This window comes from Comamonas sp. UBA7840 (assembly GCF_002501455.1).
Classification (GTDB): Bacteria; Pseudomonadota; Gammaproteobacteria; order Burkholderiales; family Burkholderiaceae_C; genus Comamonas; species Comamonas jiangduensis.
In genome coordinates, this window is record NZ_DLTI01000022.1 from 1 (window position 1) to 16,724 (window position 16,724).

Below are 16,724 nucleotides of genomic sequence, written 5' to 3' on the forward strand. Positions count from 1 at the left end.
TGGCGGGCTCGGCCACCTTCAGGGTCTTGATGCGGGGGGCCACATCAACACCCAGCTCTTCAGGCTTGACGGTGTCCAGCTGCTTTTTCTTGGCCTTCATGATGTTGGGCAAGGTGACGTAGCGGGGCTCGTTCAGGCGCAAGTCGGTGGTGATGATGGCGGGGGTGCTCAGGGCCAGAGTTTCCAGGCCGCCGTCCACTTCACGGGTCACATTCACTTTGTCGCCAGCGACTTCGACCTTGGAGGCGAAGGTGGCTTGGGGCAGGTCGGCCAGCGCCGCCAGCATCTGGCCGGTCTGGTTGTTGTCGCCGTCAATGGCCTGCTTGCCCAAAATCACCAGGCCGGGTTGTTCCTTGTCCACCAGGGCCTTGAGCAGCTTGGCCACGGCCAGGGGCTGCAGCTCGGCATCGGTCTCCACCAGGATGGCGCGGTCGGCACCAATGGCCATGGCCGTGCGCAGGGTTTCCTGGCACTGGGTCACGCCGCAGGAGACGGCGATCACTTCAGTGACCACGCCTTTTTCTTTGAGGCGCACGGCTTCTTCCACCGCGATTTCGTCAAACGGGTTCATGCTCATCTTGACGTTGGCGATGTCTACGCCTGTACCATCGGATTTGACGCGAACCTTGACGTTGTAGTCCACCACGCGCTTGACGGGTACCAATACCTTCATGGTTTTCTCTTTCGGAAGTTGTTGGTTAAAACGGTTGCTAACGCTTATACAGCAAGCGCTAGCAGCTATGAATTCAGTATTTCAGAAATGAGGCTTCACCAATGGCTAATGCAGGCTTCATTCGCAATGCTGTGCGCCCCTGCGGGGGACGCACAGCACGGCATTATTCCGCCACCATGCCCTTGTCCTTGACCACTTTGCTCCACTTGGCGTAGTCCTTGGCCAGGCTGTCTTGCAACTGCTGCGCAGGCATGAAGTTGGCAATGGCGCCCGCGCCCAAAATGCGCTCTTGCACGGCTTTGTCGGCCAGGATTTCTTTGACTTCCTTGTTCAGGCGGGCCACCACATCGGCAGGCATGCCCTTGGGGCCAAGCAAAGCGCCCAACGATACCGCCGCAAAGCCATCAATGCCTTGTTCGGCAATGGTCTTGATTTCTGGCACCACGCTCACACGCTCGGGCGAACCCACAGCCACAGCCACCAGCTTGCCGGATTTGATGTGCGGCAGCGCAGCGACCAGGTCGGCGTACATGATGGGCACCTGACCACCAATGGTGTCGGTAATGGCAGGCACGCCCCCCTTGTAGGCCACGTGCTGCATGTCGAACTTGCCCAGCTCTTTGAGCAACTCCATGCTCATGTGGCCAAAGCTGCCTGCGCCGCTGGTGGTGTAGTTGAGCGGGTCTTTCTGCGCCCGTGCGGTTTCAATCAGCTTGGGCAGGGTGTTGACACCGGGCAGCTTGGTGGGGTTGACCACCATGACAATCGGCAGGTCATAAATCATGGAAATCGGCGTGAAGTCCTTGGTCACGTCGTAGCCTGCACCCTTGTAGAACAGCGGTGCAAACAGCGTGGGGGTGGCCAAGGTCATCAGCGTGTAGCCGTCCGGTGCTGCGCGCTTGACCTGCATGGCGGCAATCGAGCCCGAAGCGCCAGCGCGGTTTTCCACGATCACGGGCTGCTTCAAACGGTCTGCCAGCTCTTTGCCCACAATGCGCGAGACCACATCTGTCGGGCCACCTGCTGGGAAGGGCACGATCAGGGTGATGGGCTTGGCGGGCCAGGCTTGCTGCGCCAAAGCGCTGCCTGCAACCACGGTCGCGGCGGTAGCCAGCAGCAGGCGGCGGGTGATGGTGCGTGTTGTTTGCATAACGGTTGTCTCTTGTTGCTATTACTTTTTACGGTTAAGGGGCTCAGTCGACCTTGGCCTCTGCCAATTCGACCAATGCTTTCCATACGGGTGCCGCCTGCGCATAGGTTTTGCTAAATGCGTCGGGGCTGCTGAAAACGGGCAGGAAGCCTGCACCGTCGATGCGCTCTTTGACCTTGGGGTCTTGGGCGGCGTGCTGGATGGCTGCGGACAGCGCATCTACCACGGCTTGGGGAGTGCCTGCAGGCAGCGCCATGCCGACAAAGCCCGCAATTGCATAGGCGTCATCGGTCACGCCTTGCTCATAAATCGTGGGCACATTCGGCAGCACCGACATGCGCGCTTTGCCCGTGACGCCAATCGCTTTGAGGCGGCCGTTGTCAATGAAGGGCTTGGTGTTTTGGGCACTGGAGAAGCACAGCTGCAGCTGGCCACCAATCAACTCCTGGATCATGGGCGCCTCGCCCCGGTAGGCCACGTGGGACATGTCGGCGTTCATGGTCTTGCTCATGTACGCGCCGCCCAGGTGTGCGTACGAGCCCACACCCCAGCTGCCATACGAGACCTTGCCCTTGTTGGCCTTCACCCACGCCAGCAGCTCTGGCATGGTGTTGGCGGGCACCGAAGGGTGTACCACCAAGGTCACGGGGGCCGAGGCCAGCTCCGACAGCAGCAACAAGTCCTTTTGCGGGTTGTAGGCCATCTTGGTGTAGAGGTACTGGTTGATCAGCATGGACGTGCTGAGCGATAGCAAGACGTTGTAGCCATCCGGTGCTGACTTGGCGACTTGGTCTGTGCCCAGCATGCCGGCCGCACCCGCCTTGTTTTCCACCACGATTGGCTGGCCCAGGCGCTTGCTCATGGCTTCGGCCAGCACGCGAGCGACGATGTCGGTTGCACCGCCGGGGTTAAAGGGCACGATGAAACGGATCGGCTTGTTCGGATAGGCCGACTTGGCCCAAGCGGGCAAACCGACCAGGCTGGTGCCTGCTGCGGCAGCGGCGGTGGCCATCCACTGGCGGCGGTTGGGGTGAAGCTTGTCCATGTAATTGTCTCCCTGGGTACGCGTAGGTTCACGCAAAGTGGTCAGGCCTCCTACCCTGCAAGCCGCCCTCTGCTGGAGCGGTCCTGTCACGGGCCTGACCGTCAAAATCAAGTGCTGCTTGGTGCCTCTGGCAAGGTGAGCACACCCTTGTCTTTCAGTGCCTGCAGTTGCGCATCACTCATAGACAGCAGCTCTTGCAGCACCTCGCGGGTGGCCCCCCCCAGCGTAGGTGGGGTGTGGCGAATTGGCAGACGCTGGCCGTCCAGGCGGTACGGCGGCGCAAACACCCAGGTCTGCCCTGCTACAGGGTGGGGCATTTGCTGGAAGATGCCGGTTTGCTGGGTGCGCTCGCTGGTCAGCGCTTCGTGCAAGCCTGCCACCTCACCGCAAGGAATGCCACACGCTTGCATGCGCTCGAGCAACTGCTTGCGCGGATGCGTGGCGATGATGGACTTGAGCAGCGGTAAGATTTCCAGGCGGTTCCTGGCGCGTTCCACGTTGGTGGCGTAGCGCGGGTCTTCAAACAAATCTGGGCGCTCAATCACGTTGCGGCAAAACGCTTCGTACTGGCGGTTGTTGCCCACGCCGATGATCAGCGGGCCATCGGCCGCGTCGAACAGGCCGTAAGGCACGATGGAGGGGTGGGCATTGCCGTAGCGCTGGGTGTCGTGGCCCAGCAGCATCGAATCCAGCGCGTAGTAGCCGTTGATGGTCAGGCCGCAGTCGTACAGCGCCAGCTCAATCTGACGGCCTCGGCCATTGCGGCTCTTGCGGTACAGCGCCGCCAACACCGCTTGTGCGGCGTACATGCCGGTCATCAAGTCCACCACGGCCACACCAAACTTCAGGGGCGGCGTGCCTTCTTCGCCGTTGATGGCCATCAGGCCCGCTTCGGCCTGGATCACCAGGTCATAGCCGGGGCGCTTGGCCTCGGGCGTGTCGCTGTTGTAGCCCGCCACGCTGCAGTAAATCAGATCGGGCTTGATGGACTTGAGCTTCTCGTAGCCCAGGCCCAGCTTGTCCGCACCACCGTGCTTGAAGTTGTGGATCACCACATCAAACTGCGGCAGCAAGTCATAAATGATCTGCACACCTTCGGCGCTTTGCAGATCCAGCGTGACCGAACGCTTGTTGCGGTTCATGCTGTTGTAGTAGGTGGTCTCGGTCTTGCCGATGCGCATGCCCCAGTCGCGGGTGTCGTCACCGCGTCCGGGGTGCTCGACCTTGACCACGTCGGCACCGAAGTCAGCCAATACCTGCCCACACAAAGGGCCGGCAAACACGCGCGACAAGTCCAGAACGCGCACGCCTTCCAGCGGAAAATCCATGCCTTCAGGCACGGCTTGATTGGCGGTCATTACTTTTTTGCTCCCTGATACGTGTTTATTTCGTCAGTGCCACAGCGGCGCTCTGACGGAAATTGGCTGCGCGTTTTTCCAAAAACGCCGCAATGCCTTCGCGCGATTCCTCGGTCTCTTGCGACTGCACCATGTATTGCGCTTCCTGCTCCAGTTGCTGCTCCAGCGTGCTGCGCGGTGCCTGGCGGCACAGGTCTTTGATGCGGGCGTTCGCCAACTCAGGGCCTTGGGCAATTTGCTGAGCCAGCACCATGGCCTGCTCCACGGCTTGCCCGGGCTCTGCCAAACGATTGACAGGGCCCAATGCATGCATGCGCTCGCCGCTGATGCGCTCGCCCGTCAGGCACAGCTCGGTCAGCACCTGGCGCGACACAAACTCCGACAAGAACGCTGTGGCACCGCCATCGGGCGTCAAGCCCACCTTCACATACGCCACCGAGAACACACTGTTCTTGGCCGCTACCAGCATGTCGCAGGCCAAGGCCAGCGACAGCCCTGCGCCCGCCGCTGCACCTTCTACCGCGGCAATCACCGGCTTGGGGCAATCGCGCACGGCGCGGATCAAATCGTGCAGGCCTTCCAGCTTTTCACGGCGCTGCGCCACGGGCAGCTCACGGCGCTTGGCCAGCTGGCGCAGATCGCCGCCGGCACAGAAATGCCCGCCTTCGCCGGTCAGGATGACCGCCCCGATGCTGGCATCGGCTGCGGCGTCCGCCAGCGCGGTCGTGACGGCCGCATAGAACTCGGGGGACAGCGCGTTGCGCGCCGCCACATTGTTGTTGGAGAGAATGAGGACATGCCCCTCGCGTCGTACCAGCAGTGCTTGGCTCACAGTGTGTCTCCTTGGTTCTTATCGCTTGACCGCGCGCAAAAAATTGCGCGCGCCACCACCGGTGCTTAGGCTGCCTGACCCAGCTCGCTAAAGCGTGCCAAGTGGAAGTCTTCGTCACCAAACTGGTGATCGATCATGACCAGACGCTTGGCGTAGTGCGCCAGCGGCAGCTCCCAGGTCATGCCAATACCGCCGTGCAGCTGAATGCTCTCTTGCGCCACCTTGGTGCCCACATAGCCCACGGTGTACTTGGCGGCCGACAGCGCCTTTTGCTGGGCTGTACCTTCGGCATTGTCGATAGCGTCTGCCGCGTTGATCACGGCAGAGCGCGCTTGCTCGATTTCCAGCAGCACATCGGCCATGCGGTGTTGCAGGGCTTGGAAGGTGCCAATCGCCACGCCAAACTGCTTGCGCGTTTGCAGGTATTCCAGCGTGTGCTGCTTGGCCACATCCATGGCCCCCACGGATTCGGCTGCCAGCGCCAGCAGTGCGTAGCCGCTGATGCGCTCCAGCACGCCGTAGCCCTTGCCTTCGGCGCCCAGCAATGCGTCGGTGCTCAGCTGTACGTTGTTGAATGTCAGCTCTGCCACGCGGCCACCTTCAAAGCGCTGCAAGCTGCGCTTGCTGATGCCTGCCGTGTTGCCATCCACCAGGAACAGGCTGATGCCGTCCTGGTCGTACTGGTTGCCCGAGGTGCGTGCCGATACCAGCAGCAAATCAGCCTTGGCACCGAATGCCACCACGCCCTTGGCGCCGCTCAGCACCCAGCCGCTGGCCGACTTGGCCGCGGTGGTCTGGACGTTGTTCAGCTCATAGTGGCTGCCAGGTTCGTCGTGCGCCAGCGCAGCAATCACGCCACCGGCCACGATGTCTTCCAGCTTGGCTTTTTGCGACTCAGTGCCCGCAGCGATGAGGCCCTGGCCCACCACCAGCGCACCCAGCAGGGGCTCGGCCACCAGGCCACGGCCCAGCGACTCAAACACCACGCTGATGTCAAAGCCTGCGCCGCCAAAGCCGCCGTCTTCTTCCTTGAACAGCGCGCCAATGGCGCCCAGCTCGGCAAATTGGGCGTACAGCTCAGCGCTGTGGCCTTCTTCGCCGTAAGCGATCTTGTTGCGGTGCTCGATACCGTATTGCTCAGCCACAAAGCGGTTCAAGGTGTCCGCCAGCATGCGGCGGTCTTCGGTGTGTTCGAAGTTCATGGTCTTGTTCCTTCTGTGCTCTGCTTACAAACCCAAAATCATTTTGGAAATGATGTTTTTCTGAATTTCGTTGGAGCCGCCGAAGATCGACAGCTTGCGATAGTTGAAGTAAGCGGCAGCGGCCGAGTACGCCTCTTCGGGGCCCACGGTAGGCTCGGTGTTGGTGCCGTGCATGGCAGCCTCTTCAAACGGCGCAGCGTAGGGGCCCATGGCGCGGCGAATCAGCGACAGGATTTCCTGGCGGATCTCGGTGCCCTTGATCTTGAGCATGGAGCTTTCCGCGCCGGGCACACCGCCACCCGCCACTGCAGCGATCACGCGCATATTGGTGGTCTTCATGTTTTCCAGATCGATCTCGACCTTGGCCAAACGTGCAGCAAACAGCGGGTCTTGCGACAGGGGCTTGCCCTTGTACAGGGTGCGACTGGCCGCCACTTTGAGCTTTTCCAGCGAAGCCACCGAGAAGCCCACGCCAGCGATGTTGGTGCGCTCATAGGTCAACAGGTACTTGGCGTACGTCCAGCCCTTGTTTTCTTCGCCCACCAGGTTCTCGACCGGCACCTTCACGTCGGTGAAGAACACTTCGTTGACTTCGTGCTCGCCATCCAGCGTGATGATGGGGCGCACTTCCACGCCAGGGGTGTTCATGTCCACCAGCAAGAAGCTGATACCCGCTTGTGCCTTCACGTCCTTGTTGGTGCGCACCAAGCAGAAAATCATGTTGGCGTGCTGGCCCAGCGTCGTCCAGGTCTTTTGACCGTTGACGATGTAGTGGTCGCCATCGCGCACCGCAGTGGTCTTGACGGAGGCCAAGTCCGAGCCCGAGCCGGGTTCGGAATAGCCCTGGCACCACCAGTCCGCACCGTTCAGGATGCGGGGCAGCCAGTAGTTCTTTTGCTGCTCATTGCCGTACTTGATCAGCACGGGGCCGAGCATGTTCACGCCAAACGGCACCAAACGGGGGGCACCAGCCAGCGCGCATTCGTTCTCAAAAATGAACTTCTCGACTGCGCCCCAGCCTGGGCCGCCGTGCTCGGCAGGCCAGTGGTTGGCCAGCCAGCCACGCTCGTTGAGCACGTCGTGCCAGCCTTGCAAGTCTTGCTTGCTCAGGATTTGGCCACCACGGACCTTGTTGGCCAACGCGGGGCTGAGCTTTTCTTTCAGAAAGGCTTGCACTTCCGCACGGAAGGCTTGTTCTTGGGGGGTAAATTGCAAATCCATTGCTTTTTCCTCAGTAATTCCTGTTCCTTGTACTGCGCGCTTCGGTCATTCGCACCGCTGACTCTGAGGTCAGAGACAGCGAGCTAGGGCAGCCCCGACGCGAGGCTGTCGTCCCCCTTTCAGGGGGAAGGCGCGCAGCGACTCAGGGGGTATCAATAAATCTCAAACAGGCCTGCTGCGCCCATGCCACCGGCAATGCACATGGAGACCACGCCGTATTTCACGCGCTGGCCCTGTGCTTTGCGGCGCTGGCCTTCCAGCAGGATGTGACCGGCCAGACGTGCGCCGGTCATGCCGAAGGGGTGACCAATCGAGATCGCACCGCCGTTGACGTTCAGGCGCTCCAGCGGAATGCCCAGCTGGCGCTGGCAGTACAGGGCTTGCGAAGCAAAGGCTTCGTTCAGCTCCCACAGGTCGATGTCGTCCACGGTCAGGCCGTGGCGCTTGAGCAGTTTGGGCACGGCAAACACCGGGCCAATGCCCATCTCATCGGGCTCGCAACCGGCCACCGCAAAGCCACGGAAAGCGCCCAGGGGCTTGAGGCCCAGACGCTCGGCCACCTTGGCCTCCACCACCACGCAGGCGCTGGAGCCGTCAGACAGCTGCGAAGCATTGCCTGCGGTGATGAAGTTGCCAGGGCCCTTCACCGGCTCCAGCTTGGCCAGACCTTCCAGCGTGGTGCTGGCGCGGTTGCAGTTGTCTTTGGTGGCGACGACATCACGGTAGGTGACTTCGCCGGTTTCCTTGTTCTTCTCGGCCATCTTGGTGGCGCAAGCGATGATTTCGTTGTCGAACACACCGTTGGCCTGCGCAGCCGCGGTCAGCTGCTGGCTGCGCAGCGAGAACGCGTCTTGGTCTTCACGCGAGATGTTGTAGCGCTTGGCCACCACATCGGCAGTGTCGATCATGGCCATGAACAGCTCGGGCTTGTGCTGCACCAGCCAGGGGTCCATGTCGGTGGACAAGTTGTTGCCGGCGCGAATGCCCGAGATGGTTTCCACTCCGCCAGCCAGCATCGCATCCACCCCCTCGGCCACCACGCGGCCCGCCGCAATCGCAATCGATTGCAGACCGGAGGCGCAGTAGCGGGTGATGGTGGTGCCCGCAATGCTCAGCGGCAGCTGCGCACGGATCACGGTCTGGCGGCCCAGGTTGCGCCCCTGAAAACCATCGGGGTTGCCGCAGCCGAGGATCAAGTCCTCGATCATTTCTGGGTCCACGCCCGAGCGCTCTACCGCCGCCTTGACCGAGAAAGCGGCCAGCTGTGCAGCAGGGGTCACGTTGAATTCGCCGCGGTGCGACTTGGCCAACGGGGTACGGGCGGTAGAAACAATAACGGCTTCGCGCATGCTCATGGTGTTTGTCTCGGTTTGGTTTTTTGATAGCTGTTAGCGCTGATGTTTCCTGTACTTCAAAGTCTTTTCACCCTGAAGTTCTTGTATTTCCTGCGCTAACAGCTTCTTTATTTGATGCAGCGCACACGGGGTGCGCTGCGGGTTTCGCGCCAGCGAAGTGGCTTAGCCCTGATTCAGGCTGTCGAAGTTCTTGCCTTCGGCCACCAGCTTTTCCAGCAACGCTGCGGGCTTCCAGAACAGCGGGTCTTCCTGCTCGAATTCCTTGATGTCTGCCAGCACCTTGTCCAAGCCCTGCATATCAGCCCACTTCATGGGGCCACCGCGGTAGCGGGGGAAGCCGTAGCCGGAGATAAAGGTCACGTCTACATCCAAAGGACGCAGGGCAATGCCCTCCTCCACCACCTTGGCACCTTCGTTGACCATGGCGGCCATGTAGCGGCGCAGGATTTCTTCCGGTGTGAACTTGCGTGGTGTTACGCCCTTCTTGGCGCGCTCGGCATCCACAATCGCCAGCACTTCGGGGTCAGGCTGGCCCACACGGGCACCTTGCGGGTACAGGTAAAAACCACGGCCGGTCTTCTGGCCGAACCAGCCGTTTTCGCAGATGCGGTCGGCCACTTCCACGTAGCGTGCAGCGGGGTTGCGTGTGGCAGCGCGGCGCTTGCGGGTGGCCCAGCCAATGTCGCCACCGGCCAGGTCGGTGACCTGGAAGGGGCCCATGGGGTAGCCAAAACCGCGCACGGCTTCGTCAATTTCGTAAGGCGATGCGCCGTCTTCCATGATGTAGTCGGCCGCTTGCTTGTACACGGCCAAGATGCGGTTGCCGATAAAGCCATCGCACACACCTGCGCGCACCGGCACTTTCTTCATCTTCTTGGCCAGCTCAAACGCGGTGGCCACCACGTCAGCGCTCACCTTGGCGGGCACCACAATTTCCAGCAGCTTCATGATGTTGGCGGGGCTGAAGAAGTGCAGACCAATCACGTCTTGCGGGCGGCTGGTGGCGTTGGCAATCGCGTCAATGTCTAGGTAGGAGGTATTGGTGGCCAACACGGCACCTGGCTTGCACACACGGTCCAGCTCCTTGAACACCGCCTTTTTGACTTCGAGGTCTTCAAACACGGCTTCGATCACCAGATCCACATCAGCGATGTCGTCGTAGCTGATCGAAGGAGTGTATCGGGCCATCACAGCGGCCTTGCCCTCTTCGGTCATACGGCCCTTGGCGATCAGGCCGTTGTAGACCTTTTCCACATTGGCCTGGCCACGGGCGATGGACTCGGCATCGCGCTCAATCATGGTCACGGTAAAGCCGGCATCCAAGGCCGACACGGTGATGCCAGCGCCCATGGTGCCGCCGCCAATGATGGCCAGCTTGGCAAAGGCGCGCGGTGCGGCGGCCTTGGCTTCGGGAATCTTGGTCACTTCACGCTCGGCAAAGAAAGCGTGGATCAGGCCCTGGCGCTGGGGGCTTTCCAGGCACTGCACGAACAGGGCGCGCTCATGGGCCAGACCCTGCTCGAACGGCAGGTTCACGGCCGCCTTGGCGCACTCGATGATCTTCAGCGGCGAGAACAGGCCACGCGCCTTCTTGGCGGTGTCAATGGCCAGCGCTTCCAGGTCGGCCAGTGCGCCCACCTTGTCGGCAATCTCAATGTCACGGGTGCGGCGCACGGCAGTGCCAGCCGCCAGCAGTTCGCGGGTGTAGGCCAGGCCTGCAGCGACCACATCGTCGCCATCCACCAGCTTGTCGACCAAGCCTGCCGCTGCGGCGGCCTTGGCGCTCAGGTGCTTGCCGCTGAGCATCAGCTCGGTCGCGGCCTTCACCCCCATCACACGCGGTGCACGCTGGGTGCCACCGGCGCCGGGCAGCAGGCCCAGATTCACTTCGGGCAGACCCAGCAGCGCCTTGGGCAACGCCAGGCGGTAGTGGGCCGACAGCGCGATTTCCAGACCACCACCCAGTGCGGCACCGTGCACCGCAGCCACCACCAGCTTGTTGCTGGCTTCGATGGCGTTGCACACTTCGGGCAAGGAAGGGGGCATGGCGGGCTTGCCAAATTCACGGATGTCCGCACCGGCGATGAAGGCCTTGCCCTCACCCACGATCAGCACGGCTTGCACGGCCGCATCGGCCGCAGCTTGCTCTACGGCAGCCAGCAAACCAGCACGCACCGCCTGGCCCAGGGCATTGACCGGCGGGTTGTTGATGCTAACGACCAGTACCTCGCCATCCAGGCGGGTTTGAACCACAGAAGCAGTGTTTTCGAAACTCATGCGCGTGTCTCCGGCTATCGGTATTCAGGGGAAAAGCCGTTTGTACTACGACAATGCTTCTTTACAATCACTTGATTAATTGACAGACTGTCAAATAAGTTTAGACAATGCAAAGGGTTAACCCTAGGAGTACCCCCTGTGGATTTGCAATCGCTCACCCTGCTGGTGGAAATCATTGATAGCGGCAACCTCAGCCAGGCCGCGCGCAAGCTCAAGATGACGCGTGCCAATGTCAGCTACCACTTGGCACAACTGGAAAAGCAAGCGGGCGTGCAACTGGTCAAACGCACCACGCGCCGGGTAGAGCCCACCGAGGTCGGGCTGCGCCTGTACGAGCACGGGCGCAACATCCACAACGAAATGCTGGCCGCGCGCGAAACCATCACCAGCCTGGGCCAGGAGCTGCGCGGGCGCGTGGGTATCAGCGTGCCCAGCGGCTACGGGCAGATCGTGATGAGCCCGTGGCTGATTGAGTTCAAGCGCCAGTTCCCTGGCATCGTGCTGGATGTGCTGTTCGAGAACCGCGCCGACAACCTGCGCGATGAGGTGGACATTGCCATCCGCGTGATGCAAGAGCCCCCGCTGTCCGTGATTGCGCGCAGCTTGGGGGATGTGCGCTACATCGCCTGTGCCTCCCAAGACTACGCGGCACAACACGGCCTGCCACAAACGCTGATGGAGCTGCGCGCCAGCCCTTTGATTACGGCAGGTGTCATGGGCCGCCAGTTGCGTGTGGCCGCCTACCAAGGGATGGAGCGCCAGGAAGTCACCCTGGAGCCCACTCTCAGCTCCGAGCACTTTCCGTTTTTGCGCGAAGGCATTCTGGCTGGCTTGGGCGTGGGCCTGGTGCCCGACTATGTGCTGCAAGACAAGATTGCCAGCGGCGAGGTGTTGACCACCCTGAGCGACTACCGACTGAGCATTTTTGGCACGCACATGTATTTGCTGTATTTACCCAACCGCCACCAGACAAGGGCGGTGCGCACCTGCATTGATTTTTTGCTGGCCAAGGCGCGCGGCGCAGACACTGCAGCGCTGTAAACCCGCACGACATACCCACGCCACCACAGCCCACCTCACGCCCACCACACGCCCACCACACAGCCTCAACTGCAATCTCGGTGGCTGTCTCTATAGCTGCCTGCGAAGCGCAGCAAGTGTGCAATCGAGTTGGAGACAAGCAAGCATAAAAAAACCCGCTGGAAGGCACCAGCGGGTTGCAGCTTGGGCAGCAGCTTTGTCAGCCGAAAGCTTCATTCGTCACGACGGTCGCGCTCACGGCGTGGGAAGGGTCGACGCGACTCTTCGGCATCCGAGCGCCATGCAGGCCTAGCCTCGGGGCGGGGGCGGTCAGGCCGCATATCTGGCCGTGGGCGCTCTGCGTCATCGGGCCGGATGTGCGGCGGACGGGGGCGCTCTGGCCGCTCCATGCCTGGCTGCGAGGGGTACGAGGGCAAGATCTGCGGGCGATCTGCACCAGGACGGGGCCGCTCAGGGCGCACCTGGGGCGGCTGCCCCCCTTCGGGACGCCAATACGGTGGGCGCGGCTGCTCATCCGGGCGTATCGATGGGCGGCTGGGCATGGGCGGCATCGGCCGCACGGGCGGGGGTGGTGCATATCCCGAGTGGGGTGGACGCGGTACAGGCCGGTAGCCCGGAGGCGCCCAATACCCAGGTCGCCAGTCATAACGGCTGCCGGCCCAGAACCAATCCCCCCCTATCCAGATGTGCGAGGGGGATGGCGCCGCATAACGGTACTCCACACGCGGTGGTGGTGGGTGGCCATAGGTGGTGTAGACCGTAGTGCTGGTGTAGCCATAGTCGTTATAGCCATCCTCCAAAGGAGCCACCACACAGCCGCTTAGCAAAGCGGTACCTGCCACGGCCGCGGCAGCAGCCCATAACCGGACGCTGAGGTGGCGTGGACGAGAAGAAACAGTGGATGACATGGCAACTCCTTTCAGGGGTATACCTCTGAAACGAAAACCCCGGCCAAATGTTGACCGGGGTTCTTCTTAAAGTGGTAAAGCACGGGTAAAGACTGCGTACAAGTTGTGACAAGGCCAGCGCACGCCGACATCGCCACCGCTTCGTTTATGGCTGCGCGCTTTGCAGTGCGGCAATACGCTCTTCAATGGGCGGGTGGCTGGAGAACAGCTTGCCGATGTTGCCGGTAATGCCCATGGCCTGCATGCTCTTGGGCAGCTCACCGGGAACCATGCCACCCAAGCGGGCCAAGGCATTGACCATAGGCTGCTTGCGCCCCATCAACTGTGCGGCACCGGCGTCGGCACGGAATTCACGCTGGCGCGAGAACCAGGCCACGATCATGGCAGCCACAAAGCCCAGCAAGATGTCCATCACGATGGTAGTCACGTAGTAGCCAATGCCGGGGCCGGAGTTTTCCGAATCGCCCTTGCGCAAAAAGCTGTCCACCGCATAGCCGATCACGCGCGACAGGAACACCACAAAGGTGTTCATCACACCCTGGATCAGCGTCATGGTCACCATGTCGCCGTTGGCAACGTGGGCCACCTCATGGCCAATCACGGCCTCCACCTCTTCGCGCGTCATGCCTTGCAGCAGGCCTGTGGACACCGCCACCAGCGCGCTGTTCTTGAAGGCGCCGGTGGCGAAGGCGTTCGGTTCACCTTCGTAGATACCCACTTCAGGCATGCCAATGCCAGCCTTGTCAGCAAACTTGCGCACGGTGTCCACAATCCAGGCTTCATCGGCGTTGCGGGGCTGCTCGATCACGTGCACACCCGAACTCCACTTGGCCACGGGCTTGGAGATCAGTAGTGAGATGATGGCGCCGCCAAAGCCCATGATGAAGGCAAAGCCCAGCAAGGCGCCCAGATTCAGTCCGTTGGCGGTCAAAAAGCGATTCACGCCCAGCAAGCTGGCCGTGATACCCAGCACCGCCACGACGGCAATGTTGGTCAACAAAAAGAGAGCGATACGTTTCATTCTTGGATTTCTCCACGGTGGGGAAAAAACAGGTTCATGGCCTCAGCTTGCAAAATGAGGGTCCAGTCTGCGGATTCAAGCGTTGTCACCTGCCACACCCCGTCTGTTATTGAATTTAGGTCTTATTGGGGTGCACGCTTTTTTACGACAGCCATCATAGAAGCAATCGCTGTTTGGAGCAGCGTTGTGCCGCCGAAGTTCCACGCATTCTTGGGCGTTGCACCGCCTCTACCGTTACATAGCCACGCTGCACAAATGGTGCTTCGCCCATACTCGATGCCGTTGGCATTTTTTGCACATACCAAGCCTCTATTTAGCAGTATGAACTTCGGCAGACCCAGCTGACAAGGGACCAGCCTTCTTAGCTCGTTTGTCTCGAACAGCAACGCGTGACGTACCTTCATCACGAAAATCAAACGCTTGGATCGCCGCTAACAACTTACTCAACGTCGAGTATCCATAGTTGCGAGCATCAAAAGACAGCTTATTGCCAATATGCGTCCCAACCTTACCAACAGCTGCCCATCCGGCTTCATCCTGGGTAGCTTTCACAGCATCACGCAACATTGCTAACAACTTCGTGTCTTGACGCAGCAAGTTTGTGGGTACTGGCAACTTGCAGGGCATTGGTCTCGCGACCTCTGCAGCACTGACTGGTGCTTTAGTTATGCTGGGTTGCGTCACGGCATCCTTGCTGGCAGCACTAGACAACGGTAGTACTTGTGGATCACCGTTTTCCAACACTACATCTCTACGATCACTGCGACTAGCAATACCATCACCCAGCTCCAGCAAGGCATCAAAATACAAAAAGCGCGAGCAGGCATTCACAAATGCCTTGGGCGTTTGCTCGGCACCAAAGCCATACACGGCCGCACCTTTGGCGCGCAGGTGCATGACCAGTGGCGTGAAATCCGCGTCGGACGAAACAATGCCAAACGCATCGGGCTTTTCGGTGTACAGCAACTCCATCGCGTCCACCGTCATGGCCATATCGGTGGCGTTTTTACCTTTGGAGTAATCAAACTGCTGCATGGGCCGCACGGCGTATTCCAGCAATTTGTTCTGCCAGCCATGCAGGCCCGATTTGGTCCAGTTGCCATAGGCGCGGCGGGTGTTGATGACACCGAAGGTGGAAAGCTCCGTCAAGATCTCATCAATCATCTCGGCGGGCGCATTGTCCGCATCAATCAACAGAGCAATACGGGGCTGGGTATCAACGGGCATGCAGTCTCCTGTGTGCAATAGGGCATATTTTTCATGCATCGACTCCGGCGAGAGTAAACCGACGCTCTCCCCTTTGCATGCAAACCATCCACTACCGTCCGCTGGACTGGTTCTGCCATGGCAGCTTATTTGAGGTTGACTGCGCTTTCCTTGAGGCGGGCCGCGCTTTCCTGGCTTTTACGCTTCATTCCGGCACAAGTGCTTTTTTGCTTCTCGGCAGGTAGAGCCGCCCACTTTTTACGGAAGTCTGCGCTTGCCGCGTCATAAGCCTTGTCATAGCTTTGTGCATCAATGCCTTGGGCCTGCATGACCTGACGCTGCTTGGCCTTGCCTGCACTGGCATCGCTGGCAGACGTTTCGCCACAGGCCAGACCCATCTCGGTGAACTGAGCTGTCATGTGGATCAATTTGGACGAGGTTTCATCCAAAGCGGCCGCATGTACCCCAGTCATCAACATACCGCCCATAGCAATGGCTGCTCCTGCTTTTTTAAGTGCTCTCACGCTTGTCTCCTAGTTGTTTCTCGTTGCACATATTGAAATCCCGGCTTCACCCAAAGCTCAGATCTCCACCGAGCAAGTCACAGGTAATACCTTCGTACGGCCAGGCAAGGCAGCAGCGCTTCAAAAACGGTGTGATCAGCTCTTAACGCTTGGCCGCTGCGCTGGCTCGCAGCTCGTCCAAAGATTCGCGAAAACCGTCAAAGTAGTCTTTGCGATCACGGCCTGCCACTGATCCTCGGCCACCATCAACGGCTTGGCAGCCTGGCCTGGGTTGGAAGATGCCAGGAACGCGCCCATGCCATGTAGGCTGATCCAACGGCGGTCATAGTCGTAGGGTGTTTGGAGATCCCAAGCCTGCACCTGTGCCATCAACTGCTGCGCCTTGTCCAGATCCTGCAGCATGTACTGGTTGATCTGTGGTCCATAGCGTTGGCTCAAGATACCCACCGCCTGCCCGGCACTCGGGTCAGTACTCAGGTTGGCATCCATGCGTGCCCGCAGCTGGGCGGCATAAAACAAGAAGGCCGCATCATCCTTCTTGCCGGCTTGAAACAGGGTCTGAGACACTGCAAACAGCACGGGCGGCTGAAACTTTCCGGGTCGCTGCACCAAGGTGTCCACCACCATGGCTTTGTCTGCGGCAGTACCGCCATTCAGCAGCCCCACCATGGCACGGGTGTTGCTCGTCTCGATCTGCGCGTACTCACCCTGAAGCGGAAACGTCTTCGCGGAGGAAACTGCGGCAGGGTTCGCAACTGCCGACTGCGCCATGGCCGAGGTAACAGCCAACATCAGACTCGCTGCCAGAACGTGAGGGCGGTATTGCATATTGTTTTTTCCATAATGCCGCAACAAGACGGTCTGCGTAGACATGCGCCTGCACGAGCATTAGCCTGTAAAAGGTCAATGAT

General features: G+C 60.4%; 15 protein-coding genes. 1 reads left to right on the plus strand and 14 read right to left on the minus strand.

Annotation, left to right across the window (positions count from 1 at the left end):
• From B3R00_RS07115 to B3R00_RS07155, 9 genes are all read right to left on the minus strand, one after another.
• Nucleotides 1-673 (minus strand): electron transfer flavoprotein subunit beta/FixA family protein (locus tag B3R00_RS07115; protein ID WP_286998320.1); only part of this gene is annotated, 673 nt, incomplete at its 3' end.
• Nucleotides 674-836: 163 nt separating this feature from the next.
• Nucleotides 837-1,823 (minus strand): Bug family tripartite tricarboxylate transporter substrate binding protein, encoded by a 987-nt coding sequence (locus B3R00_RS07120; RefSeq protein ID WP_286998321.1) that lies wholly within the window; start codon nt 1,821-1,823, stop codon nt 837-839.
• A 43-nt stretch (nt 1,824-1,866) separates the two neighbouring features.
• Complete coding sequence (locus tag B3R00_RS07125) at nt 1,867-2,868, minus strand: Bug family tripartite tricarboxylate transporter substrate binding protein (RefSeq protein ID WP_376747610.1); 1,002 nt, start codon at nt 2,866-2,868, stop codon at nt 1,867-1,869.
• A gap of 107 nt (nt 2,869-2,975) precedes the next feature.
• Nucleotides 2,976-4,226: a CaiB/BaiF CoA transferase family protein gene (locus B3R00_RS07130; RefSeq protein ID WP_286998323.1), complete on the minus strand. Its 1,251-nt coding sequence runs from the start codon at nt 4,224-4,226 to the stop codon at nt 2,976-2,978.
• 25 nt (nt 4,227-4,251) lie between these two features.
• On the minus strand, nt 4,252-5,058 hold the full coding sequence (locus tag B3R00_RS07135; protein WP_286998325.1) for an oxepin-CoA hydrolase, alternative type: 807 nt from the start codon (nt 5,056-5,058) through the stop codon (nt 4,252-4,254).
• A 65-nt stretch (nt 5,059-5,123) separates the two neighbouring features.
• Nucleotides 5,124-6,260 (minus strand): acyl-CoA dehydrogenase family protein, encoded by a 1,137-nt coding sequence (locus B3R00_RS07140; RefSeq protein WP_286998326.1) that lies wholly within the window; start codon nt 6,258-6,260, stop codon nt 5,124-5,126.
• A gap of 24 nt (nt 6,261-6,284) precedes the next feature.
• Complete coding sequence (locus B3R00_RS07145; RefSeq protein ID WP_219162779.1) at nt 6,285-7,481, minus strand: acyl-CoA dehydrogenase family protein; 1,197 nt, start codon at nt 7,479-7,481, stop codon at nt 6,285-6,287.
• 152 nt (nt 7,482-7,633) lie between these two features.
• Nucleotides 7,634-8,830: an acetyl-CoA C-acyltransferase gene (locus B3R00_RS07150; protein WP_286998550.1), complete on the minus strand. Its 1,197-nt coding sequence runs from the start codon at nt 8,828-8,830 to the stop codon at nt 7,634-7,636.
• A gap of 168 nt (nt 8,831-8,998) precedes the next feature.
• Nucleotides 8,999-11,113: a 3-hydroxyacyl-CoA dehydrogenase NAD-binding domain-containing protein gene (locus B3R00_RS07155; RefSeq protein ID WP_286998330.1), complete on the minus strand. Its 2,115-nt coding sequence runs from the start codon at nt 11,111-11,113 to the stop codon at nt 8,999-9,001.
• 138 nt (nt 11,114-11,251) lie between these two features.
• On the opposite strand from B3R00_RS07155, the gene B3R00_RS07160 reads away from it, so the two are divergent.
• Nucleotides 11,252-12,154, plus strand: coding sequence for a LysR family transcriptional regulator (locus B3R00_RS07160; RefSeq protein ID WP_219162781.1), 903 nt, complete (start codon nt 11,252-11,254; stop codon nt 12,152-12,154).
• Between the two features lie 212 nt (nt 12,155-12,366).
• On the opposite strand, the gene B3R00_RS07165 is transcribed toward B3R00_RS07160, so the two are convergent.
• The 5 genes from B3R00_RS07165 to B3R00_RS07185 all read right to left on the minus strand — a co-directional run bounded on the left by B3R00_RS07165 (nt 12,367) and on the right by B3R00_RS07185 (nt 16,641).
• On the minus strand, nt 12,367-13,062 hold the full coding sequence (locus tag B3R00_RS07165; RefSeq protein WP_286998332.1) for a hypothetical protein: 696 nt from the start codon (nt 13,060-13,062) through the stop codon (nt 12,367-12,369).
• Nucleotides 13,063-13,207: 145 nt separating this feature from the next.
• Entirely contained in the window at nt 13,208-14,083 is an 876-nt protein-coding gene (gene htpX, locus B3R00_RS07170) for a protease HtpX (RefSeq protein WP_219162783.1), read from the minus strand.
• Nucleotides 14,084-14,392: 309 nt separating this feature from the next.
• A complete protein-coding gene (locus B3R00_RS07175) occupies nt 14,393-15,310 on the minus strand; it encodes an NYN domain-containing protein (RefSeq protein WP_219162784.1) in 918 nt (305 codons plus the stop codon).
• A 125-nt stretch (nt 15,311-15,435) separates the two neighbouring features.
• Nucleotides 15,436-15,813: a hypothetical protein gene (locus tag B3R00_RS07180; RefSeq protein WP_219162785.1), complete on the minus strand. Its 378-nt coding sequence runs from the start codon at nt 15,811-15,813 to the stop codon at nt 15,436-15,438.
• A 135-nt stretch (nt 15,814-15,948) separates the two neighbouring features.
• A complete protein-coding gene (locus tag B3R00_RS07185) occupies nt 15,949-16,641 on the minus strand; it encodes a hypothetical protein (protein WP_286998335.1) in 693 nt (230 codons plus the stop codon).
• Between the last annotated feature and the right edge of the window lie 83 nt (nt 16,642-16,724).

Coding starts and splice junctions, on each gene's coding strand:
- B3R00_RS07120 (WP_286998321.1), bottom strand. CDS start 1,823: ATGCAAACAACACGCACCATCACCCGCCGCCTGCTGCTGGCTACCGCC.
- B3R00_RS07125 (WP_376747610.1), bottom strand. CDS start 2,868: ATGGACAAGCTTCACCCCAACCGCCGCCAGTGGATGGCCACCGCCGCT.
- B3R00_RS07130 (WP_286998323.1), bottom strand. CDS start 4,226: ATGACCGCCAATCAAGCCGTGCCTGAAGGCATGGATTTTCCGCTGGAA.
- B3R00_RS07140 (WP_286998326.1), bottom strand. CDS start 6,260: ATGAACTTCGAACACACCGAAGACCGCCGCATGCTGGCGGACACCTTG.
- B3R00_RS07145 (WP_219162779.1), bottom strand. CDS start 7,481: ATGGATTTGCAATTTACCCCCCAAGAACAAGCCTTCCGTGCGGAAGTG.
- B3R00_RS07150 (WP_286998550.1), bottom strand. CDS start 8,830: ATGCGCGAAGCCGTTATTGTTTCTACCGCCCGTACCCCGTTGGCCAAG.
- B3R00_RS07155 (WP_286998330.1), bottom strand. CDS start 11,113: ATGAGTTTCGAAAACACTGCTTCTGTGGTTCAAACCCGCCTGGATGGC.
- B3R00_RS07165 (WP_286998332.1), bottom strand. CDS start 13,062: ATGTCATCCACTGTTTCTTCTCGTCCACGCCACCTCAGCGTCCGGTTA.
- htpX (WP_219162783.1), bottom strand. CDS start 14,083: ATGAAACGTATCGCTCTCTTTTTGTTGACCAACATTGCCGTCGTGGCG.
- B3R00_RS07175 (WP_219162784.1), bottom strand. CDS start 15,310: ATGCCCGTTGATACCCAGCCCCGTATTGCTCTGTTGATTGATGCGGAC.
- B3R00_RS07185 (WP_286998335.1), bottom strand. CDS start 16,641: ATGCAATACCGCCCTCACGTTCTGGCAGCGAGTCTGATGTTGGCTGTT.